This is a genomic window from Streptomyces malaysiensis subsp. malaysiensis (assembly GCF_040653035.1).
In the GTDB taxonomy this organism is placed as follows: Bacteria; Actinomycetota; Actinomycetes; order Streptomycetales; family Streptomycetaceae; genus Streptomyces; species Streptomyces malaysiensis.
Window position 1 is genome coordinate 49,838 of the sequence record NZ_JBEZNG010000031.1, and the last position, 20,395, is coordinate 70,232.

At 70.6% G+C, this 20,395-nt stretch carries 20 protein-coding genes and 1 tRNA gene; 8 read left to right on the forward strand and 13 right to left on the reverse strand.

Annotated elements, in window-relative coordinates:
• Positions 1 to 50 precede the first annotated feature (50 nt).
• From AB0E24_RS39205 to AB0E24_RS39215, 3 genes are read right to left on the reverse strand one after another with little or no spacing between them, the layout of a single operon-like run.
• On the reverse strand, positions 51 to 371 hold the full coding sequence (locus AB0E24_RS39205) for a DUF6412 domain-containing protein (protein WP_102934806.1): 321 nt from the start codon (positions 369 to 371) through the stop codon (positions 51 to 53).
• Positions 372 to 419: 48 nt separating this feature from the next.
• Positions 420 to 1,193: a class E sortase gene (locus AB0E24_RS39210; RefSeq protein ID WP_102934807.1), complete on the reverse strand. Its 774-nt coding sequence runs from the start codon at positions 1,191 to 1,193 to the stop codon at positions 420 to 422.
• A gap of 49 nt (positions 1,194 to 1,242) precedes the next feature.
• Positions 1,243 to 2,565, reverse strand: a complete 1,323-nt coding sequence (locus AB0E24_RS39215) for a DUF445 domain-containing protein (RefSeq protein ID WP_231981435.1) — start codon at positions 2,563 to 2,565, stop codon at positions 1,243 to 1,245.
• A 278-nt stretch (positions 2,566 to 2,843) separates the two neighbouring features.
• Here AB0E24_RS39215 and AB0E24_RS39220 point away from each other — a divergent pair, with 278 nt between their 5' ends.
• A complete protein-coding gene (locus tag AB0E24_RS39220) occupies positions 2,844 to 4,151 on the forward strand; it encodes a GDSL-type esterase/lipase family protein (protein ID WP_069863757.1) in 1,308 nt (435 codons plus the stop codon).
• A gap of 49 nt (positions 4,152 to 4,200) precedes the next feature.
• On the opposite strand, the gene AB0E24_RS39225 is transcribed toward AB0E24_RS39220, so the two are convergent.
• The 4 genes from AB0E24_RS39225 to AB0E24_RS39240 all read right to left on the reverse strand — a co-directional run bounded on the left by AB0E24_RS39225 (position 4,201) and on the right by AB0E24_RS39240 (position 7,855).
• Positions 4,201 to 4,992: a DUF1707 SHOCT-like domain-containing protein gene (locus AB0E24_RS39225; RefSeq protein ID WP_231981434.1), complete on the reverse strand. Its 792-nt coding sequence runs from the start codon at positions 4,990 to 4,992 to the stop codon at positions 4,201 to 4,203.
• A gap of 272 nt (positions 4,993 to 5,264) precedes the next feature.
• On the reverse strand, positions 5,265 to 6,218 hold the full coding sequence (locus AB0E24_RS39230; RefSeq protein WP_069863753.1) for an ABC transporter ATP-binding protein: 954 nt from the start codon (positions 6,216 to 6,218) through the stop codon (positions 5,265 to 5,267).
• 25 nt (positions 6,219 to 6,243) lie between these two features.
• Positions 6,244 to 7,020 (reverse strand): ABC transporter permease, encoded by a 777-nt coding sequence (locus AB0E24_RS39235; protein WP_351382862.1) that lies wholly within the window; start codon positions 7,018 to 7,020, stop codon positions 6,244 to 6,246.
• Positions 7,021 to 7,054: 34 nt separating this feature from the next.
• Entirely contained in the window at positions 7,055 to 7,855 is an 801-nt protein-coding gene (locus AB0E24_RS39240; protein ID WP_069863750.1) for an ABC transporter permease, read from the reverse strand.
• A gap of 277 nt (positions 7,856 to 8,132) precedes the next feature.
• On the opposite strand from AB0E24_RS39240, the gene AB0E24_RS39245 reads away from it, so the two are divergent.
• A complete protein-coding gene (locus tag AB0E24_RS39245; RefSeq protein ID WP_351382780.1) occupies positions 8,133 to 10,478 on the forward strand; it encodes a transglycosylase domain-containing protein in 2,346 nt (781 codons plus the stop codon).
• Positions 10,479 to 11,174: 696 nt separating this feature from the next.
• Here the strand turns inward: AB0E24_RS39245 and AB0E24_RS39250 are convergent.
• On the reverse strand, positions 11,175 to 11,477 hold the full coding sequence (locus AB0E24_RS39250) for a GroES family chaperonin (protein ID WP_051886695.1): 303 nt from the start codon (positions 11,475 to 11,477) through the stop codon (positions 11,175 to 11,177).
• Positions 11,478 to 11,597: 120 nt separating this feature from the next.
• Positions 11,598 to 11,960: a DUF3618 domain-containing protein gene (locus tag AB0E24_RS39255; RefSeq protein WP_069863746.1), complete on the reverse strand. Its 363-nt coding sequence runs from the start codon at positions 11,958 to 11,960 to the stop codon at positions 11,598 to 11,600.
• 139 nt (positions 11,961 to 12,099) lie between these two features.
• Between AB0E24_RS39255 and bcp the strand changes: the two genes are divergently transcribed.
• Complete coding sequence (gene bcp / locus AB0E24_RS39260; RefSeq protein WP_102934811.1) at positions 12,100 to 12,567, forward strand: thioredoxin-dependent thiol peroxidase; 468 nt, start codon at positions 12,100 to 12,102, stop codon at positions 12,565 to 12,567.
• 58 nt (positions 12,568 to 12,625) lie between these two features.
• Positions 12,626 to 12,709, forward strand: a tRNA-Leu gene (locus tag AB0E24_RS39265).
• A gap of 66 nt (positions 12,710 to 12,775) precedes the next feature.
• Here AB0E24_RS39265 and rdgB read toward each other — a convergent pair.
• The 4 genes from rdgB to AB0E24_RS39285 form a co-directional block, all read right to left on the reverse strand.
• The gene (gene rdgB / locus AB0E24_RS39270) at positions 12,776 to 13,411 is read right to left on the reverse strand and encodes an RdgB/HAM1 family non-canonical purine NTP pyrophosphatase (protein ID WP_069863742.1); all 636 of its coding nucleotides are present in this window, start codon (positions 13,409 to 13,411) and stop codon (positions 12,776 to 12,778) included.
• Positions 13,412 to 13,454: 43 nt separating this feature from the next.
• The gene (locus tag AB0E24_RS39275) at positions 13,455 to 13,850 is read right to left on the reverse strand and encodes a hypothetical protein (protein ID WP_069863740.1); all 396 of its coding nucleotides are present in this window, start codon (positions 13,848 to 13,850) and stop codon (positions 13,455 to 13,457) included.
• Between the two features lie 79 nt (positions 13,851 to 13,929).
• Complete coding sequence (gene rph / locus AB0E24_RS39280) at positions 13,930 to 14,661, reverse strand: ribonuclease PH (RefSeq protein WP_069863739.1); 732 nt, start codon at positions 14,659 to 14,661, stop codon at positions 13,930 to 13,932.
• 87 nt (positions 14,662 to 14,748) lie between these two features.
• Positions 14,749 to 14,982 (reverse strand): PTS sugar transporter subunit IIB, encoded by a 234-nt coding sequence (locus AB0E24_RS39285; protein WP_069863737.1) that lies wholly within the window; start codon positions 14,980 to 14,982, stop codon positions 14,749 to 14,751.
• Between the two features lie 225 nt (positions 14,983 to 15,207).
• Between AB0E24_RS39285 and AB0E24_RS39290 the strand changes: the two genes are divergently transcribed.
• The 4 genes from AB0E24_RS39290 to AB0E24_RS39305 all read left to right on the forward strand — a co-directional run bounded on the left by AB0E24_RS39290 (position 15,208) and on the right by AB0E24_RS39305 (position 20,393).
• Positions 15,208 to 16,473 carry a PTS transporter subunit EIIC gene (locus AB0E24_RS39290; protein WP_069863735.1) on the forward strand — a complete coding sequence of 422 codons (1,266 nt, stop codon included), beginning with the start codon at positions 15,208 to 15,210 and terminating at the stop codon, positions 16,471 to 16,473.
• A 234-nt stretch (positions 16,474 to 16,707) separates the two neighbouring features.
• On the forward strand, positions 16,708 to 16,902 hold the full coding sequence (locus AB0E24_RS39295) for a hypothetical protein (RefSeq protein WP_069863733.1): 195 nt from the start codon (positions 16,708 to 16,710) through the stop codon (positions 16,900 to 16,902).
• Positions 16,903 to 16,965: 63 nt separating this feature from the next.
• Positions 16,966 to 19,089 carry a peptidase domain-containing ABC transporter gene (locus AB0E24_RS39300; protein WP_359384398.1) on the forward strand — a complete coding sequence of 708 codons (2,124 nt, stop codon included), beginning with the start codon at positions 16,966 to 16,968 and terminating at the stop codon, positions 19,087 to 19,089.
• The gene (locus AB0E24_RS39305) at positions 19,086 to 20,393 is read left to right on the forward strand and encodes a glycosyltransferase (protein WP_359384400.1); all 1,308 of its coding nucleotides are present in this window, start codon (positions 19,086 to 19,088) and stop codon (positions 20,391 to 20,393) included. The genes AB0E24_RS39300 and AB0E24_RS39305 overlap by 4 nt, the downstream gene beginning before the upstream one ends.
• Positions 20,394 to 20,395 lie beyond the last annotated feature (2 nt).

The following is a 20,395-nucleotide window of genomic DNA, read 5'->3' on the forward strand; positions in this document are numbered from 1 at the left end:
CCGCCGTACGGCGATGACGACGTACGACGGTACGGATGCGCCCGGTGCGCCTACGCGGCCGTCGGCAGACGGCGGCCCGGCGCTCGTGGCCTCGGACGTCCGGCGGCGTCGGGATCCCGCTGCGGCAGGAACGCCGTACGGCGCTCCCGGTCCCGTATCGCGGTGCGAATCCGCCCGGCCGGGACGGGTATTCGGCCGCGGGAGGCGAGGACCGCGCAGGTGAGCAGCGCTCCGGCGACGGCGGTGGTGGCCGCGACGGCGGCGGCGAGGGCGACGGCGCCGACCGCCCCGCTGTGGGCCAGCAGAACCCCGGTCAGCAGGAACAGGCAGACGCCGAGCCGCATCCGCAGCGCTTCGACGCGATACGTCATCCGGGCCCCCTTCCGCTCCGGCCGGTCTCCCCTACTGGCGTCGCCAGTCTAATCGGCCCCACCGACAGACCGCGGCTCGGCGGCTTTCAGCCGGGCCCAGACCACCAGGCGGTAGCGGGAGGTGAATTCGGGGGTGCAGGTCGTCAGCGTGAGGTAGTAGCCCGGTTCGGTGTAGCGGTAGCGGGGGTGGGTCGAGCTGAAGGGCACCCGGGCGATCACCGTGCCGTCGGCCGGCGAGGTGCGCGGCAGGGTGCGCTCGACCGCGTACGTGTAGCGGGCGTCGGCGGTCTCGATGCGCACCGTGTCGCCCGGGCGCACCTCGTCCAGCTGCCGGAAGGGCTCACCATGCGTATTGCGGTGGCCCGCGAGGGCGACGTTGCCCGCCTGCCCCGGCTGGGCGGTGCGCGGATAGTGGCCCACATAGCCCTTGTTGAGCACCGCCGCCCGGCCGATGCCCTCGGCGATGGGCACCGTAAGGCCGATGCGCGGGATCCTGAGCACGGCGTACGCCTGGTCCCGGCGCGGCCCTTGGCCCCCGCCCCCGGTCGCCCGGTCGCGTTCGTCCCCACCGGAGGAGTCGGCCGTACCCGATCGCGGCGCCCCCGGCGCGGGCGTCGCGGCCTCGGCGCCCTCGGCAGCCCGGTCATCCCATCGCCGCTCCAGCGCCGACACCTCGTGCCGGGCGTCCGCCCGCGCCTGCCGATTGGTCCACCACAGCTGGTGGACGACGAAGAGCAGCACCACGACCCCGAGGGTGACGGCGAGTTCACCGGCCGTCCACAGCCCCCGGGCGAGCACGGCCCGCCCTCCACGACGTCGCACGCGCGCACCATAGGCCAGGCCGCGCGCACCTTCCAGAGACGGGGCGCGGCTATCCGCCCAGCGCCCGCGAGACCGTGTAGATCACCAGCCCGGCCAGGGCACCCACCACCGTGCCGTTGATCCGGATGAACTGAAGGTCCCGGCCGATATGGGCCTCGATCTTGCGCGAGGTGTGCTCCGCGTCCCAGCTCGCCACCGTCTCGGTGATCAGCGAGGTGATCTCGTCCCGATAGGTCGTCACCACATAGACGGCGGCGTCCTCCAGCCAGCCGTCGACCTTGTCCCGCAGCCGTTGGTCCGTCACCATCCGCATGCCCAGGGACAGAATGGCCGCCCGCGCCCGCTGTCGCAGTTCGCTGCGCTCGTCCTCGGCCGCCGCGACGATCATCGAACGCACCGAGCCCCAGGCCGAGGCGATGAGGTCCTGGACGTCGCCGCGCCCCAACACCTCGCTCTTCACCCGCTCCACCCGCACCCGGGTGTCGGTGTCGGATTGCAGATCCCCGGCGAAGTCGGTGAGGAAGCGGTCCAGGGCGCCGCGCGCCGGATGGTCCGGCATATCGCGCATCTCGGTCACGAAGCGCAGCAGTTCCTTGTAGACGCGCTCGCCGACCTTGCGGTCCACGAACCGCGGTGTCCAGCCGGGGGCGCCGCCGGTCACCGCCAGCATCACCGAGTCGTTGTGCTCCACCAGCCAGTCGTGGGCGCGCAGACAGACCAGGTCCACGGCGCGGTGGTGGCCTCCGTCCGCAACGACCCGCTCCAGCAGCTTGCCCAGGCCCGGCGCGATCTCCTGGGTGTCGGCCCGGCGGGTGATGGCCTCGCCCACCACCGCCTGCACATCGGAGTCGCGCAGCACCGTAAGGGCGCCGCGCAGCGCGGTCGCCAGCTCGGCCGTCACACGGTCGACGTGCTCGGGTTCGGCGAGCCAGGCGCCGAGCCGGCTGCCGATGCCGACCGCGCGCAGCCGCATCCGTACGACGTCGCCGGAGAGGAAGTTCTCCCCGACGAATTCCCCGAGGCTGACCCCGAGCTGGTCCTTCTTGGTGGGGATGATCGCCGTATGGGGGATGGGCAGTCCCATGGGCCGCCGGAAGAGCGCGGTGACCGCGAACCAGTCGGCCAGGGCGCCCACCATGCCCGCCTCCGCGGCCGCGGCGACATAGCCCGGCCAGCCGCCGATACCGGAGGAGCGCGCCCAGGTGGCGAGCACATAGACCAGGGCGACGCCGAGCAACAGGCCGGTGGCGAACGTCTTCATGCGGCGCACCCCGCGCCGCCGTTCCACATCGAGGGGGCTGTCGGTGACGAAGGGCACAGCCGTGCCCCGGGACGGCGGGGCCGCCGTCTCACCAGTCGTTCTTCGCTCCATACGCTCCACCTGGTCGGCCCGTCCCCTCATGCATTGTCTCTTTCCGGTCTCAGTCGCCCATGGGTGGAACGAACGGTGAGTTCCCGTCGTCTGTCTGGGGGAGCGACCCAGCACATTGGGGGCAGGCCGACAGGCGGAGCCGGGTCCCACCATGGGATCATGAGAGACCGACCGGACCGTATCGGCGCTGTCGGATAAAACCCGCCGTTCCCGTCCACTTCCGGAGCCTCGGGGCTCCGTCTGCCCGAGGAGAAAACCCGCACATGAGCGTGCCCCCAATGCCCAGACGCACGGGGTATGCCGTGCTCGCTGCGCTGGCGGCTGTGGTGATCCTCGTCTCCACCGCGATATTCATCGGGCTCGGGGGCGACGACGGCGGTACGGATCCCCGTGCACAGGGGGCTCGCGGCTCGGCCGCCCCCGCCTCGGCCGGGGCCTGGGTGGGCACCTGGTCCACCTCGGCGGCGGCCGCGGAGCCGAGGACGCTGCGCGGTCTGTCGGGCATGTCGGTACGGAACGTGGTGCACACCAGCATCGGCGGCACCAGCGCCCGCATCCAGCTCTCGAACTTCTTCAGCAGCCGTCCGCTGACGATCACGCATGCCTCGCTGGCGCTGGCCGCCGCGCCCAGCAACCCCACGGCGGCGGCCGGCACCATGCGCCGCCTCACGTTCAACAATCGCACCTGGGTGACCATCCCGCCCGGCAAGGCGGCCACCAGTGACCCGGTGCGGCTCGCCGTCCCGGACTCGGCCGATCTGCTGGTCACCACCTACACCCCGCAGGCGTCCGGCTCCGTCACCTACCATCCGCACGCCCGCCAGACGTCGTACCTGGCCCGTGGCGACCGTACGGAGGACACCGCGGGCGCCGCCTACACCCAGCAGAGCCCGTACTGGCGCTATCTGACCGGTGTGGACGTGTGGTCCAAGCAGGCCGAGGGCGCGGTCGCGGTGCTGGGCGACTCGATCACCGACGGCATCACCTCCACCGCCGGGGCCAACCACCGCTGGACCGACTTCCTCGCCGAGCGGCTGCGCAGCGAGCCCGGGGCGCCCCGCTTCGGCGTGCTCAACCAGGGCATCAGCGGCAACCGCGTACTGAGCGACGGCACCCAGTTCCCGCCCAACAACCCCAGCGGGCTCTCCCGCTTCGACCGCGATGTGCTGTCCCGTACGGGCGTCAAGGCCGTGGTCATCGAGCTGGGCGTCAACGACATACTCCGCATCCCCCACCAGACCGACCCCGACCGGATCGTATGGGGCCTGAAGCGGCTGACCGAGCAGGCCCACGCGCGGGGCCTGCGGGTCATCGGAGCCACCCTGACGCCCTTCTACGGGCACCGCGGCTACACCCCCCAGCTGGACGCCGTGCGCGAGCAGGTCAACGCGCAGATCCGGGCCGGGAGGGTCTTCGACGAGGTCGTGGACTTCGACAAGGCGCTGCGCGACCCGATCAGCCCGCTGCGGCTGCGCCCGATGTTCGACTCGGGCGACCATCTGCACCCGAGCGACAACGGCTACCGGGCGATGGCGCGGGCGCTGGACCTGGACCACCTGCGGGGCCGCACGGCGGCCGAGCTCTGAAAGGGCTCTGAGTCGGGCTCCCTGGGCCCCTTGAAGGCCCCGTAAGGGCTCAGTAGTCGTCGCGGCGGCGGTCCTTCTCCAGGGAGAGCCGACGCTCGTCCCGCCGCTCGCGGCGCTCGTCCCGCAGCTCCCGGCGCTCGGCGCGCAACTGCTCCCGGCGCTCCGCCTTCACCTGCCGGCGCTCCTCCTTGAGCCGCTTGTGCTCCTCCTTACGGAGCTTGCGCTCGACGCCGACCCCGCCGAACAGCGCGAGGCCGGTGACGGTCACCCGGGGACCGGCGGGATCCCCGTCGGCGGACCCAGTGTGGTCGAAACCACCCATGAGACCGATGCCACCGACATGCGTCTCCAGGTCCGGCGGGACGATGATCTGCACCCCGCTCATGAGGGCGAAGCAGCGGATCACCACATCGCGGTCCTCGAACCGGGCCTCGCGCAGATCGATCTCACCGCCGCCCATCAGGGCGAAGGCGGTGAAGGCACGCGGGACGGTCCAGGTTCCCTTGCGCTGGAAGCCGCCCATGATCGCCACGGCCCACTTCGAGGTCGGGGGGCCGCCGATCCGCTCCCGCCAGCCCGTGTGGTCACCGGGGGACGGCGGGGCGGGAACGGCGCTGCCGGGCACCGGGAGGTCCCGTACCAGCGGCTCCAACTGGCCATGGGTGCGCGCCGCGTAGGCCGCGCCCAGCCGCTCCTCGAACTCCTCCATGTCCAGGCGGCCCTCGGCGACGGCCTCGCGGAGCACCTCGGCGATCCGCTCACGCTCGGCGTCGGAGGCCCGCATCCCGGCCGGGTCCGGGAGGTCGGGACCGGACCCCTGGGAAGAACCAGCGCTCGTCATACGGACAGACTAATGGCGGGCACCGCCCCTGGCCCCTCTCCCACACCGTGCCCCTGGCGGTCTCTCACCCACACCGCGCCGCGCCCCCGCCCTGGCCACGCCCCGCCCTAAGGGGTCCTTGCACTATGCCCGCCCGGGTCGCGCGGCCTGGCACCGCACCTCGCCGCGTTGCCGAAAAGCCCTAGTAGCTCCGCTACGAGGGCTCTCCGGCGCCTTGCGATGCACGGCACCAGACCACGCGGCCTCATCGGGCGCTCATAGTGCAAGGACCCCTAAGCCCCGTGCAGCATCCTCGCGATGACGTCCTCGATCTCGGGCTCGCGCACCGAGAGGTCCACCAGCGGATAGCCGTCGGCGACCGCCGCGACGATCGGGGCCGCGCTGCTGGTGGCCGGGAAGGCCAGCCACTGCCGGGGCCCCTCGACCCGCACCGTCCGGGCGCCGGGGATCTCGATGGGCGGCAGCTCGCGCTCCAGGTCGACCACGAGCGTGCGTTCGCTCTCCCCCACCGCGTGCAGCCCGTCGAGCCCGCCGTCGTAGACCAGCCGGCCGTGGTCGATGACCATCACCCGCTTGCACAGCAGCTCGATATCGGTCAGATCGTGGGTGGTGAGCAGGACGGTGGTGCCCTGCTCGGCGTTCACATCGCGCAGGAACTCCCGCACCTTGGCCTTGCTGACCACATCCAGCCCGATGGTCGGCTCGTCGAGGTAGAGCACCTCGGGGTCGTGCAGCAGGGCGGCCGCGATATCGCCGCGCATCCGCTGGCCGAGCGAGAGCTGACGTACCGGCACGTCCAACAGCGCGCTGAGGTTGAGCAGTTCCACACACCGGTCCAGGTTCTGCCGGTAGCGGTCGTCGGGGATCCGGTACATCCGCCGCACCAGCGCGTACGAATCGCGCAGCGGCAGATCCCACCACAGGGTGGTCCGCTGCCCGAAGACCACCCCGATCCGGCGGGCGAGCCTCGTCCGCTCCTTGGAGGGGTCGATTCCGGCGACCCTCAGCCGCCCGCCGCTGGGCACCAGGATCCCGGTCAGCATCTTGATGGTGGTGGACTTCCCGGCGCCGTTCGGGCCGATGTAGCCCACCATCTCGCCGCGCGGCACCCGGAAGCTGATGCCGTCCACGGCGCGCACCTCGCGGCGCTCACGGCGCATCAGCCCGGCTTTGCGCCGCACCTGGAACACCTTCTCGACACCGTCGAGCTCGATCAGATCGTCCACGCCAATGCTCCCCTCCACTCCCCGTTCAGCTCCCCGTGCTCTGATACGCCCGCAGCCCCGCCCGCCAGGCCAGCCCCGCCACCGCACAGCAGGCGGCCGCGACCAGCGGCGCCGCGAAGCCGATCCGGGCCGGGAGCCCCAGCGGATCGGGTCGGCCCAGGATGTGCAGCGCGGGCAGCCAGTTGACGAAGGCCAGCGGGATGACGAAGGTGACGCCCCGCAGCAGCTCCTTGCCGAAGACCGTCGGCGGGTACTCCAGCAGCGTGGTCCCGCCGAAGGTGAAGGCGTTCTGCACCTCGGAGGCGTCCTTGGCCCAGAACTGGAAGGCGCCGCCGAGCACGAACAGCGCCCCGAAGATGGCACCCCCGCTCAGCAGCATCACCGGCATCAGCAGCACCCGGTCCAGCGTCCAGTCGATGTCCAGCCGGGCCAGCGACCAGCCGAGCAGCAGCGCCCCCTGGGTGATCCGGCCCAGCCGGCGCAGCGCGAAGCGGTCGGCGGCCACCTGGGCGAGTATCGGCACCGGCCGCACCAGCAGGGTGTCCATCGTGCCGTCGCGCACCCGCTGGCCCAGCCGGCCCATGGTGCCCAGCACGAGGTCGGCGAGGCCGAAGGCGACGCTGGTGGTGCCGTAGAGGAAGGCGACCTCGTCAAGGGTGAAGCCGCCCAGCTCCCCGATGTGGGTGAACATCAGCGCGATCGCGACAAAGTCCAGCCCGGTCGCGAGGAGGTTCCCCACCGTCATGATCAGGAACGAGGTGCGGTACGCCATCGTGGAGCGCACCCACATCCCGACGATCATGGCGTAGGCCCGGAGCCCAGAGGCCACGGCGGACTCAGCCACCTTGGACCACCACCTTCCGCGTCGCCGCCGACTGGAGCGCCCGCCCTGCCGCCAGCAGCGCCACCGCCCATCCCACCTGGAAGGCGAAGGCCCCCAGCAGCCCCGGCCCCCGGCGCTCCTCCAGGAAGACATCCGCGGGCACCTGGAGCATCGCCGCCCAGGGCAGCGCGCGGGCGATCTCGCCCAGCCGCCCGGGGAACACATTGAGCGGCAGGATCATCCCGGAGAAGAACAGGCACAGCAGCCCGCTCAGCATCGACAGCCCCGTCCCGTCCAGCAGCCAGAAGGAGGCGAGCGACACCAGATAGCGCACCGCGAAGCCGACGCACACCGCGAGCACCACCGCCAGCAGGAACCACAGCCAGGTCAGCGGTGAGGCGGGCAGGCGGAGTTCGAAGACCAGCGCCCCGATGGCCATCGGCACCACACCGCGCCCCAGCAGCTGGAACAGCGCCCGGCCGAGCTCGGTGGCCAGCCACCACAGCTGGAGGTCGACGGGGCGGTAGAGGTCCACGGCGATGTCACCGGACCTGATGCGGTCCTGAAGCTCCTCCTGGAAGCCCCCGCCCATCAGCGCGACGGCCGCCAGCAGCGCCTGGCCGAGCCAGACGAAGGTCAGCGCCTGGGCGAGGTCATAGCCGCCGAGGTGCGGCCGCTCGTCCCACAGCGCGGTGTAGGTGTAGGCGAGGATGAAGCCGAAAATGGTGTTGGTGAACACCCCGGCAACCGTGGCGACCCTATACGTCGCGTAGCGTTTGAAGCCGCTGACCGCGACGGCCGTGTACAGCCGCATCCGCCCGTGCCTCCCTCCCCGACCACACCGCCCGACCGGCGCCAAAATCCGGAGCCTAGTGGGGTGGCGGGAGGGACGGCCAGGCATTATTCACCGGATGGTGTGAGCGGAATCATCCATTCGACCGGTCACAGACCAGTCACAGGTGCGCGCCACGTCCTCGGCCCGGAACGGATGATGCGACAGTGTTTTATCGGGCGTACGACGCGAATCGCCCGACCGTGCACGATCCTGCCGCCGCACAACCCTCGACGGCGGCCGAGGAGTCTCAGGAGACATGAGCGACGAGCCCCAGTTGATCGATGGCGGCGCGGCCGGAACGGGTGACCGGCCCGGCATCGACGATGGCAACCACGACACGCCGCACCGTTCGGACGGCTTCCCCGAGGGCAAACCGGCCAAGGGCAGAAAGGGGCGTCCCCAGCGCACCGGATGGCGCCGTCTGCTGCCCACCTGGCGCATGGTCCTCGGGGGCTTCCTGCTGATCGTCCTGCTGGTCGCGGGCGGGCTCGTCACCGGCTATCTGCTCGTCGACATCCCCCCGGCCAACAAGGCCGCCATCGCCCAGAGCAATGTCTTCCTCTACTCCGACGGCTCCCAGCTGGCCCGCGAGGGCACCGTCAACCGGGAGAGCGTGCAGCTCAGCCAGGTGCCCAAGCGGATCCAGCGCGCGGTGCTCGCGGCCGAGGACCGGGACTTCTACTCGGAGTCGGCCATCGACCCCCAGGCGATGGTCCGGGCCGCCTGGAACACCGCCACCGGCAAGGGCAAGCAGTCCGGCTCCACCATCACCCAGCAGTATGTGAAGAACTACTACCTGGACCAGGAGCAGACGGTCACCCGCAAGGCCAAGGAGTTCTTCATCGCGATCAAGCTGGACCGGGAGGTGAGCAAGGACAAGATCCTCGAGGGCTACCTCAACACCAGCTACTTCGGGCGCAACGCCTATGGGATCCAGGCCGCCGCCCAGGCGTACTACGGCAAGGACATCGGCGAGCTGAGCACCGCCCAGGGCGCGTATCTGGCGACCCTGCTGAACGCCCCCAGCTCCTACGACATCGTCGCCCACCCCCAGAACAAGGGGCGGGCCATGGCCCGCTGGAACTACGTCCTGGACGGCATGGTCAAGAAGGGCTGGCTGAGCAGGGCCGACCGGAAGGAGATGACCTTCCCCGGGCCCTCCGAGGCCAAGGCCCCCTCGGGCATGTCCGGCCAGCGCGGCTATCTCATCGAGGCCGTCGAGGACTACCTCACCAGCAACGGGATCATCGACGAGCAGACCCTGGCGCGCGGCGGCTACCGCATCACCACCACGATCGACAAGAAGAAGCAGGACGCCTTCGTGGAGGCCGTGCGCGACCGGCTGATGAGCAAGCTCAGCCCGGACCGCAAGGTGGACCGCTACGTCCGCGCGGGCGGCGCCTCGATCGACCCCAAGACCGGGAAGGTGGTCGCCCTCTACGGCGGGATCGACTACACCAAGCAGTTCGTCAACAACGCGACCCGCCGTGACTACCAGGTGGGCTCCACCTTCAAGCCATTTGTCTTCACCTCGGCGGTGCGCTATGGGGCCACCACCCAGGACGGCCAGACGATCACCCCGGACACCCTCTACAACGGCGACAACAAGCGCGAGGTCATCGGCTCGGACGGGCCCACCGGCTACGCCCCGGCCAACGAGGACGACGTCGACTACGGCGACATCGACGTCACCACGGCCACCGATAACTCCGTGAACTCGGTGTACGCGCAGATGGCCGAGGACGTGGGGCCGTCCAAGGTCAGGCAGACCGCCCTCGACCTGGGCATCCCCAGGAACACCCCCGATCTGCACGCCTCCCCCTCCATCGCGCTCGGCCCCGCCACCGCGAGCGTGCTGGACATGACCGAGGCGTACGCGACCCTCGCCAACCACGGCGAGCACGGCCGGTACAGCCTGGTCGAGGAGGTCACCAAGGACGGTGCGCGGATCAAGCTCCCGGAGCGGGAGAGCCGCCAGGCCATCCCGCGCGGCGCCGCCGACACCACCACCTCGATACTCCAGAGCGTGGTCGACGGCGGCACCGGCACCGCCGCCCAGGCCGCCGAGCGCCCCGCCGCGGGCAAGACCGGCACCGCGGAGGAGGACAAGGCCGCCTGGTTCGCGGGCTACACCCCGGATCTGGCGACCGTGGTCGCGGTGATGGGCCAGGACTCCAATACGGGCGTGCAGAAGCCGCTGTACGGGGCGACGGGCCTGGAGCGGATCAACGGCGGCGGGTACCCCGCGGAGATCTGGGCGCAGTACACGTCGGGGGCGCTGGAGGGCAAGGAACCGGCCGAGTTCGATCTTCGGCTGGAGGACGGTGCGGACAACCCCGACGGCTCCCAGACCAGCCCCCAGCCCCCGGGCTCACTGCCGCCGGTGGTCACCACTCCCCCGACCGACGCCCCGCCGGACACCTCGGTCCCCACGGCGCCGACCGACACCCAGCCGACCCTGCCGACGGACGAGCCGACGATCCCCACCCCGCCGACGGACTTCCCCACCGGCGGGCCGACGACCGAGCCCGGTCCCGGCGGGCCCGGCGACCCGGGTGGGCCAGGGGATCCGGGCGGCCCAGGGGGTCCGGTGGGCGGCTGAGGGGCGCGCTCTGAAGGGGCGCGGGGAGCGCTTACGGGGTTACGGGGTGCCCGGCGGATCTTGACGCCTGCGGCGGGCTGTTCCCCTCCCCGCCCCTTCCCGATACCAAGGGCTCCGCCCCTGGACCCCGGGCTCGGGGGCGGAGCCCTCGCGGTCCGGGGAGTGGGGCGACGGGGCCCCCAGCGGGTCTGGGGCTCAGCCCCGGCCCGGGGTCAGAGGTCTGGGGCGCAGCCCCGGCCCGGGGTCAGAGGTCTGGGGCGCAGCCCCGGAGTCTGGAGCGGAGCCCTCGCAGTCCGGGGAGTGGGGCGACGGGGCCCCAGCGGGTCCGGGGCGCAACCCCGGCCCAGGGCCAGGGGTCAGGGGCACAGCCCCGGAGTCTGGAGCAGAACCCCCGGGCCGGGGACTGAGGCGACGGGGCCCCGGCAGGTCCGGGGCGCAGCCCCAGCCCAGGGCCAGGGGTCAGGGGCACAGCCCCGGAGTCTGGAGCAGAACCCCCGGGCCGGGGACTGAGGCGACGGAGCCCCAGCGGGTCCGGGGCGCAGCCCCAGCCCAGGGCCAGGGGTCAGGGGCACAGCCCCGGGGCCCGGGGCGGAGCCCCCGTCCGGGGTCTGGGGCGGAGCCCCAGTTGAGGGAAGGGGCGGGGAGGGGAACAGCGCGCCGCAGGCGTCAAAACCCGGCGGGCGCCCCTGGGCAGCCCTACAGATACAGCCCCGTGGAGTCCTCCGCGCCCTCCAGCCGCTCGGCGGCCACGGCGTGCAGATCGCGCTCCCGCATCAGGACGTAGGCGACCCCGCGGACCTCGACCTCGGCCCGGTCCTCCGGGTCGTAGAGCACCCGGTCACCGGGCTCCACGGTCCGTACGTTCTGCCCGACCGCGACCACCTCGGCCCAGGCCAGCCGCCTGCCGACCGCCGCGGTGGCGGGGATGACGATTCCGCCGGACGACCGGCGCTCGCCCTCCGGAATGTCGGTGCGGACCAGCACGCGGTCGTGCAGCATCCGGATGGGCAGCTTGTCATGGGTCGTGTTCGCACTCACGCCATGACCGTACCTGGCCGGACGGCGGGATGACGCCTCAGGGCGGGGCCCGGCCGCCCTCACCTCGCCGGCGTCCCTACCTCACCGGTGCCGCTTGGTGCACCGCGAGGAGCGGGACGTCTTGGCGGACCTGGAGGACCTCGCCGAGAGCGCGAGCAGCCCGACCAGCCCGGCCACGAGGAGCGCGGCCGGCACGATCCGCTCCATACGGGGCTCGCCCTCCTCCGACACCAGCTGGCCCCGCACGCCCGTCACCACTCGGTTGACGGACACATAGGCCCGCCCGGCGGTACGGTCCACGGCGGACGCCGCCTTGGCCTTCGCATCCCCGATGATCGTCTTCGGGTGCACCCGCACCCCGATCTCGTCGAGCGTCACGGCGAGCTCCTGCCGCCTGCGGGCGATGTCCGCCTCGATCTGCGCAGGGGTCCTGGCATCCGACACCGCGCTGCCTCCGTCAGTCTCGATGATTCGTAGTGGACAGTCTGTCAGCTCGCCCTGCTCCCCGCCCCACGGCACCCCCGGACGAGAAGCTGGCTAATGTCGGGTGGGTACCGCCCGATGCCACGAGGAGCACCAGACCATGAGCGAGCGACTGAAGCCCGGCGACACCGCCCCCGCCTTCACCCTCCCCGACGCGGACGGCAAGCAGGTCTCGCTCGCCGAGCACGCCGGCCGCAGGGTGATCGTCTACTTCTACCCCGCGGCCCTCACCCCCGGCTGCACCAAGCAGGCGTGCGACTTCACCGACAACCTCGAATTCCTCTCCGGCCACGGCTACGACGTCATCGGCATCTCCCCCGACAAGCCGGAGAAGCTGGCCAAGTTCCGCGCCCAGGAGGACCTGAAGGTCACCCTCCTCGCCGACCCCTCCAAGGAGACCCTGGAGGCGTACGGCGCCTTCGGCGAGAAGAAGCTCTACGGCAAGACGGTCACGGGTGTGATCCGCTCCACCGTCATCGTCGATGAAGAGGGCAAGGTCGAGCGCGCCCTGTACAACGTGAAGGCCACCGGCCACGTAGCCAAGATCATCAAAGACCTGGGGCTGTGACGGACCCGGGGCTCCGGCCCCGGCGCCCCGTCACCAGGCAGTACCATGACCGTGCCGAGCGGCCGTGATGGAATTGGCAGTCATGCTGGGTTTAGGTCCCAGTGGGGTAACTCCCGTGAGGGTTCGAGTCCCTCCGGCCGCACGCCACGCATACGCGAGCCCGGCCCGCCTCGTCGCGGGCCGGGCTCGCGGCGTCCTACGGGGGCGCTCACCCCAGGAGTTCGCGGACGATCGGGGCGATGGCGCGGAACGCCTTGCCGCGGTGGCTGATGGCGTTCTTCTCGTCGGGGGTCAGTTCGGCGCAGGTGCGGGTCTCGCCGTGGGGTTCGAGGATGGGGTCGTAGCCGAAACCGCCGCCGCCCACGGGCTCGCGGCGCAGCGTGCCGGTGAGCCGGCCGGACACCACGCGCTCGGTGCCGTCGGGGAGGGCGAGGGCGGCGGCGCATTCGAAGTGGGCGCCGCGGTGTTCGCCGGGGACGTCGGCCAGCTGGGCGAGCAGCAGGTCGAGGTTGGCGCGGTCGTCGCCGTGCCGGCCCGACCAGCGGGCGGAGAAGATGCCGGGGGCGCCGCCGAGGACGTCCACGCAGAGGCCGGAGTCGTCGGCGATGGCGGGGTGGCCGGTGGCCCGTGCCAGGGCGTGGGCCTTGAGGAGGGCGTTCTCCGCGAAGGTCACGCCGGTCTCCTTGACGTCCGGGATCTCCGGATAGGCGTCGGCGCCGACGAGTTCGACATCGAGGCCGGTCTCGCCCAGGATCGAGCGCAGTTCGGTGATCTTGTAGACGTTGCGGGTCGCGAGGACCAGACGGCGGGGGTGCGAGAGGTGTCCCTCGGTGCTGTGCTGCATAGCTCTCGATTATCGAGGGGAGGTCCGGGCTGTCGACGGCAGGTCAGGGGGTGCAGACTTTGGTCAGCTCGCCCGCCGCGTCCCTGACCGGGGTCAGATCGGGGCGGTCGCCGCTGTCGACGGACTTCTGGACGTTGTCCACGGCCTTCTGGAGGTCGTCCACGGCCTTGCCGACGTCCGCGTTGTCGGTGCGGTCGTCCATCGTGTCGATGTCCTTGTCGAGGGCGTCCAGGACCTTGTCGGCCTCCTGCGGGTCGACCGCGGCACCGGTCAGGGCGTCCTGGAGGTTGTCCACGTCGTTGGATATGTCGACCGCGAGCTGGGCGCAGTCCAGGGCCTTCTCCACCGCGCCACAGCCGACGGTGACCGGCACGACGAGCGCGACGGCGGCGAGAGCGGTGACGGCGGTGGTGCGGCGGTGACGGTGACGCGGCGCCATGGAATGGGTCCTTCCCCGGGAGCGGTGCTGGTACCTGACTAAACGCCAAGCACCGCCCGGCGGTTGCCCGGTGCCGCCGTCAGCTCTCCTCGGCCAGCGCCGCGCGCTGGATTCCGGACAGGGCGTCACAGCCCGCCACGGCGAGGTCCAGCAGTCCGTTCAGCTCCTCGCGGGCGAAGGGCTCGCCCTCCGCCGTGCCCTGCACCTCGACGAAGCGACCGTCACCGGTGCAGACCACGTTCATATCGGTCTCGGCGCGCACGTCCTCCTCGTAGCAGAGGTCGAGCAGGGGGACGCCGCCGACGATGCCGACGCTGACGGCGGAGACGGTGCCGGTCAGCGGCTGCCGGGTGGCCTTGATGAGCTTCTTCCCCCGGGCCCAGCCGATGGCGTCGGCCAGGGCCACATAGGCGCCGGTGATGGCGGCGGTGCGGGTGCCGCCGTCGGCCTGGAGGACATCGCAGTCCAGGACGACGGTGTTCTCGCCGAGCGCCTTGTAGTCGATGACGGCGCGCAGCGAGCGGCCGATGAGCCGGGAGATCTCATGCGTACGGCCACCGATCTTGCCGCGGACGGACTCGCGGTCGCCCCGGGTGTTGGTGGAGCGCGGCAGCATCGCGTACTCCGCGGTGACCCAGCCCTCGCCGCTGCCCTTGCGCCAGCGCGGCACGCCCTCGGTGAAGCTCGCGGTGCACAGGACCCGCGTATCGCCGAAGGAGACGAGGACCGAGCCCTCGGCATGCTTGCTCCAAGCGCGCTCGATGGTCACGGGGCGGAGCTGGTCGGGGGTGCGGCCGTCGATACGAGACATGGGATGAGCCTATCGGCATCGCGAGGACCCCCGGTCCCCGTCGGGCGCGGGCGCCGCCCCGGGGGACGGCGCTGGAGGCTCAGCAGGTCACATCAGGTCTTCGATCTCGGCGGCGACGGGGTCCGCGTCGGTGCCGATGACCACCTGGATCGCGCTGCCCATCTTCACCACGCCATGGGCGCCCGCGGCCTTGAGGAGCGCCTCGTCGACCAGGGAGACGTCCTTGACCTCGGTACGGAGCCGGGTGATGCAGCCCTCGACCTCGACGATGTTGTCGATGCCGCCGAGCCCCTCGACGATCTTCTCAGCCTTGCTGGCCATGTTCGCTCCCTGTCGTCCTGCTGTCCGCGTTACAACCAACCGAGAATGGTCTACACCATTATGCGGGGTGGAGGGTCGGCCGTCACATGGAAGGATAGATTCCTTTATCGGACCCCTACGTGTAACGGAGTCCTACGTGCTACAACAGGTCTACACCACATGTGGTTTAGACCATAGCGCGGGCCGCCCCCATCCCCTGAGAGCCCGCCTCACCAGGAGGAACTCGTGACGACGGCCAGCGCCGCCCCCGCGGCGGAGAAGAAGAAGGGCGCCAGCGTGATGGCCGCGCTCCAGCGCATCGGCCGCAGCCTGATGCTGCCGGTGGCGGTGCTGCCCGCCGCCGCCCTCCTGGTGCGCCTCGGAAACACCGACATGCTCGGGCGCCCGGAATTCCCCGCCTTCCTGACGAAGATCGCCTCATTCATGGCCGCCGGCGGTAACGCGATCCTGGACAACATGCCGCTGTTGTTCGCCGTGGGCATCGCGATCGGCTTCGCGAAGAAGTCGGACGGCTCGACCGCGCTCGCCGCGGTCGTCGGCTACTTGGTCTTCAAGAACGTGCTCGGCACCTTCACCGACAAGAGCCTGCCAAAGGTGGCGACGGCCGTCGACGGCAAGGTCGTCATGGTGGACGCCCCGGCCGACGCCAAGGTGCTCGGCGGTGTGGTGATGGGTCTCGCCGTCGCGCTGATCTACCAGCGCTTCTACCGCACCAAGCTGCCGGACTGGGCAGGCTTCTTCGGCGGCCGTCGACTGGTCCCGATCCTGGCGGCCCTCGCCGGTCTGATACTCGGCATCGTCTTCGGCTACATCTGGCCGGTCCTCGGTACCGGTCTGCACAACTTCGGTGAGTGGTTGGTGGGTTCGGGCTCCATCGGCGCCGGCATCTTCGGTGTCGCCAACCGCGCGCTGATCCCGATTGGCATGCACCACCTGCTGAACTCGTTCCCCTGGCTACAGGCGGGCGACTACCACGGCAAGAGCGGCGACATCGCGCGCTTCCTGGCCGGCGACCCGACCGCGGGCCAGTTCCTGACCGGCTTCTTCCCGGTCATGATGTTCGGCCTCCCGGCCGCCTGCCTCGCCATCGTGCACTGCGCCCGCCCGGAGCGCCGCAAGGTGATCGGCGGCATGATGCTCTCGCTCGCGCTGACGTCCTTCGTCACCGGCGTCACCGAGCCGATCGAGTTCACCTTCATGTTCATCGCGCCGGTCCTGTACGCGATCCATGCGGTCCTCACCGGTATCTCCATGGCTCTGACCTGGGCGCTGGGCATGCGGGACGGCTTCGGCTTCTCGGCCGGCGTGATCGACTGGGCTCTGAACCTGGGCATCGCAAGCAATCCATGGGGACTGATGCTGGTCGGCCTGTGCTTCGGCGCCGTCTACTACGCGATCTTCCGCTTCGCCATCACCAAGTTCAACCTGCCAACCCCGGGCCGCGAGTCGGACGAGGAGCTGAAAGAAATTCTGAAGGCCGAGGCCAAGTAGGACTTTCCCGAAACTCGATCACGCCGAATTCCCCGGCCGCACTGCGGATCGGGGAATTCGGCGTGCCCGTTCCATGAATCCCGCCGAAAGCGCCCTGTTTACCAGATGCAATTTCCGGCCCGGAAGATCCAGTGATCATAATCACGGATCCTCTCCTTGATCACACCGAAATCTTCAGCCTACGGTGTCGACCGGGTCAATTTTGGCCTAGACCAACGACAAACTGGGGAAACTATGAGCCTGCAAGCTCTGCGTGAGCTGAAGTTCGCCGCACTCAGCGACGAGGAGGCGGCCGCCGCCTCCGGCGAGGGCAAGAAGCCGAGCCGCGCCCAGTGCGAGTGGATTTTCGCTCAGATCGGCAATCCTATGGGTTGCAGCTACGGCGATTACTACAAGCTCTGGAAGTCGCTGGGCTGCGACAAGCTGTAGTACGGATCCGCGCCCGCCCCGTCCGGCGGCGGGCGCGCTCTTTTCCCCGCCAGGAGTTCTTCGGTGAAGTGGCAGAGATACCACACCCATCAGTCGGGGGACACCGACTGCGGCCCGGCGTCTCTGCGCGCCGTGCTCATGCGGCACGGGGTCGTGGTCGACGCGGCACTCCTGCGCGAGTCCACGGGGCTCGGCGAACGCGGCTCCAATCTGCTCCGGCTGCGCGAGGTCCTGCGGGGCTATGGCGTCGACAGCGAACTCCTCCGGCTGGACACCGACCAGCTGCGGCAGGCCGTACGGCTGGCGGGACCGACGATCATCCTGCTGGACGAGGACGGTGACCGGCACTTCGTTGTCGTCCACGAGGCCACCGACAGCGGCCACTTCATCGTCGGCGACCCACTGCTCCAGCGTCCGATGCGCGTCGCGCCCGAGGTCCTCGCCGAGGTCTTCCACGGGGAGGCCCTGGTCACCGACAGGCCGATGGCGCGGCTGCCGCTGGGGGCCCGGATCCGCGCCTCCCGTGCGCAGGGTCTGGTGTGGCAGGCCGTCCGCGCCCATCGGGGGCGGCTCCTGCTGATCCTGGCGGCGACCGTCGTCGTGGCCCTGGTGGCCCTGCTGAACAGCCTGTTCGTCCAGATGGCCGTGGATCGCGTCATGCGGGACGGCTCGCGGCGGGCACTGGCTGTCATGTCGGCCGAGTTCATCGGGATCGCCCTGGCGGCAGCGGGCGTCCAGTATCTGCGGGGCCGCGCCATCGTGGCCCTGAGCCAGTCGCTCCAACGGCAGTTGTCGGAACGCTACCTGCATAAACTCCTGCGGCTTCCGGCCGGTTACTTCAAAAGCCGCAGAGCCGGTGACCTGGTGAGCCGGATCGACGATGTGCAGGAAATTCAGGGGCTCGTCACCGCGGCCTCCGTCAGGGCGGCCATCGACATCTGTGTCGTCCTCTCGGTCGGCGGCTATCTGCTCGTGACCGGGCCCTCGCTCTTCCTGTTCCTGATCCCGCCCGCCGCGGTCAACGTGCTCAGCTCCGTCCTCCTCTACCCGCACATCAGGAATGCCGCGGCGGAAGCTCTCCAGCGGGACGCCACACTCAAATCCGAGACACTCAACTCCCTGCGGGGACACATGGAGTTGACCGGTTACGGCAGGGGCGACTACGCCTTCGGCCGCATGAGCAGGGCGTTGCGGCGCAGAATCGAGTCGGAGACGCGGCTCGGCCGTCTGGAGAACGTCAACTCCGTGATCAAGACGGCCAGTCAGACCGTCTTCACGGTGGTGGCGGCCTGGGCGGGGCTGAGCCGAATGATGTCCGGGGCGCTCACCGTCGGCCAGGTCTTCGGATTCCTGACCATGGCCGGCTACTTCCTCGGCGCGATGGACTCCGTCGCGTCCTTCCAGGTGACCGTTCAGCGCACCTCTGCCGCCCTGGGCCGGTACCGGGACGTGGTGATGCAGCGCGACGACGCCCGGCTCTCGCTGCCGGCGGAGCGGGCGCAGACGCCACGGGAGCCGGCCGACCTCTCGATCAGGTCCCTGCACTTCCGCCATCCCGGCGCCCGGCAGGACACGATCCGCGGACTCGACCTCGATGTCCCGTACGGCGCAAGCATGCTCCTGCGCGGTGCGAACGGCTCGGGCAAGAGCACGCTCCTCACCCTGCTCGCGGGCGCGCACGCCGGGTACGAGGGCAGCATCACCCTCGGTGGCGCCGAGATCAGCCATATCCCGTCGGCCGAGTTGCCGCGCCACGTCCTGTACGTCCCGGAGACCCCGGTCCTGCTCACCGCCTCCCTGCGCGAGAATCTGACCCTGGGCGTACCGCACAGCACGGCCGACGTTCTGGATGCCTGCCGCGTGGCCTGTTTCCTGGACGTCGTCGACAGCCTTCCTGAAGGGCTGGACGAGCCGGTACGGGAGACCGGCGCGGGGTTCTCGCGCGGCCAGATCCAGCGTCTGTCGATCGCCCGAGCCATCCTGCACGGCCCCCGGATCTATCTCTTCGACGAGACGTTCAGCGGCATCGACCGGAACACCCTCACCCGGATCTGGGACGCGCTCCAGACGGTCGAGGGGACGAAGATCGTGGTCTCGCACGGGCACGTCGGGGACTGCGCGTTCGTCCTGGAGCACTCCCTCTCCCCCTTGTCCGACCTCTGCCAGGAAAGCCCTCTGCCGCGATGAAGTTCTCGCATCTGCTCGATCTCGTCCACGTGCCCGGAGGCATCGCCGCTTCCCGCCTGTCGTCCGACCTGGCCCTGGTCACCTCCGTGTCACTGGACCTCGCGGACACCCCGCTGTCCTCCGCCGACCCCGCGGACCTGGCAGCCGGCTACGCCTCGTACCGTCCCCGCCCGGTGACCGCCGTCGTGCTCACCTACAACGAGGAGGAGCGCATCGCCGGCTGTCTGAGCGCGCTCGCCGACGACGTCGACCACTGTCTACTGGTCGATTCCGGGTCCGTCGACGGCACCGCCGGGCAGGCGCTGCGCGCCCGAGGCGACGCGCGGATCCTGTCCGCGCCCTGGGCCGACGACTTCTCCCGGCAGCGCAATCTCGCCTTCGGCGAGGTCACCGACGGCTGGCTGTGCCATGTGGACGCCGACGAGGTCCTCGCGATGTCGCACGCGGGCCGGCTCCGCCGTGCACTATCGGTGCTCGACTACCTACTGCCCGACTCCGATTTCGTCGTCTCCCCCGTCATCGCCGACGTGGGCGGCCCGGTGTACACCAATACCCAGCGGGTGCTACGGGCGGACGGCCCGTTCCGATTCCGGGGACGGGTCCACGAGCACCCGTACGACCCCGACGGCCGCGCCCCGGCCCGGGTGCAGGTCGACGTCCGCTTCGACCACTCCGGGTATCTGCCGGAAGTGGTCGACCAGAGGGGCAAGCGCGAGCGGTACGTCAGGCTGGACCGGCTGGCGCGGACCGAGGAGCCGGACAATCCGAAGTGGGTGTATTACGAGGTCCGAGACGGGCTCGACCACCGATCGGCGTCCGAGGAGGAGCTGCGCGCGGCGTTCGTGCTGCTGGCCGCGCATGCGGGCGAGACCCCCCTGCCCGCCGGTCCGCCCGGCTACCGCTCCGAGCGGATCGTCGACTCCTGGAGTCTGCTGTGCGAGTTGGCCCTCGGGCTCGGCGAGGCCGACGCACTGCGGACGTACGCGGCCCTGCTCGGCGAGGCGGGACGGACCGTGGAGGCCACGTACTATCGCACGCTGCTGGAGTCGAGCCGGCTCCTCGGCCGGCTCTCGGCCCTCGTCGACGAGATCGGGTCGGTACAGGGCGCCGAGGAACCGGCCAATCGCCATCTCATGGCCCGTCTGTTCGAACTACAGTCGACGCTGGCCCTCGCCAGCGGCCGCTACGAGACGGTCCTGCCCGCGTACCAGAAGTCGGTCGAGCGAGGCGCCGGTCACAATGTGACCGAGGACTTCGGGATGCTCGCCCGGGTGCTGGCACAGCTGCCGGACGGGGCCGCCTGACC

What these genes read in the sequence shown, in the direction of transcription:
- AB0E24_RS39205 (WP_102934806.1), bottom strand. Translation starts at nt 371, where the DNA reads ATGACGTATCGCGTCGAAGCGCTGCGGATGCGGCTCGGCGTCTGCCTG.
- AB0E24_RS39215 (WP_231981435.1), bottom strand. Translation starts at nt 2,565, where the DNA reads ATGGAGCGAAGAACGACTGGTGAGACGGCGGCCCCGCCGTCCCGGGGC.
- AB0E24_RS39220 (WP_069863757.1), top strand. Translation starts at nt 2,844, where the DNA reads ATGCCCAGACGCACGGGGTATGCCGTGCTCGCTGCGCTGGCGGCTGTG.
- AB0E24_RS39225 (WP_231981434.1), bottom strand. Translation starts at nt 4,992, where the DNA reads ATGACGAGCGCTGGTTCTTCCCAGGGGTCCGGTCCCGACCTCCCGGAC.
- AB0E24_RS39235 (WP_351382862.1), bottom strand. Translation starts at nt 7,020, where the DNA reads ATGATCGTCGGGATGTGGGTGCGCTCCACGATGGCGTACCGCACCTCG.
- AB0E24_RS39240 (WP_069863750.1), bottom strand. Translation starts at nt 7,855, where the DNA reads ATGCGGCTGTACACGGCCGTCGCGGTCAGCGGCTTCAAACGCTACGCG.
- AB0E24_RS39245 (WP_351382780.1), top strand. Translation starts at nt 8,133, where the DNA reads ATGAGCGACGAGCCCCAGTTGATCGATGGCGGCGCGGCCGGAACGGGT.
- AB0E24_RS39250 (WP_051886695.1), bottom strand. Translation starts at nt 11,477, where the DNA reads ATGCTGCACGACCGCGTGCTGGTCCGCACCGACATTCCGGAGGGCGAG.
- bcp (WP_102934811.1), top strand. Translation starts at nt 12,100, where the DNA reads ATGAGCGAGCGACTGAAGCCCGGCGACACCGCCCCCGCCTTCACCCTC.
- rdgB (WP_069863742.1), bottom strand. Translation starts at nt 13,411, where the DNA reads ATGCAGCACAGCACCGAGGGACACCTCTCGCACCCCCGCCGTCTGGTC.
- AB0E24_RS39275 (WP_069863740.1), bottom strand. Translation starts at nt 13,850, where the DNA reads ATGGCGCCGCGTCACCGTCACCGCCGCACCACCGCCGTCACCGCTCTC.
- rph (WP_069863739.1), bottom strand. Translation starts at nt 14,661, where the DNA reads ATGTCTCGTATCGACGGCCGCACCCCCGACCAGCTCCGCCCCGTGACC.
- AB0E24_RS39285 (WP_069863737.1), bottom strand. Translation starts at nt 14,982, where the DNA reads ATGGCCAGCAAGGCTGAGAAGATCGTCGAGGGGCTCGGCGGCATCGAC.
- AB0E24_RS39295 (WP_069863733.1), top strand. Translation starts at nt 16,708, where the DNA reads ATGAGCCTGCAAGCTCTGCGTGAGCTGAAGTTCGCCGCACTCAGCGAC.
- AB0E24_RS39305 (WP_359384400.1), top strand. Translation starts at nt 19,086, where the DNA reads ATGAAGTTCTCGCATCTGCTCGATCTCGTCCACGTGCCCGGAGGCATC.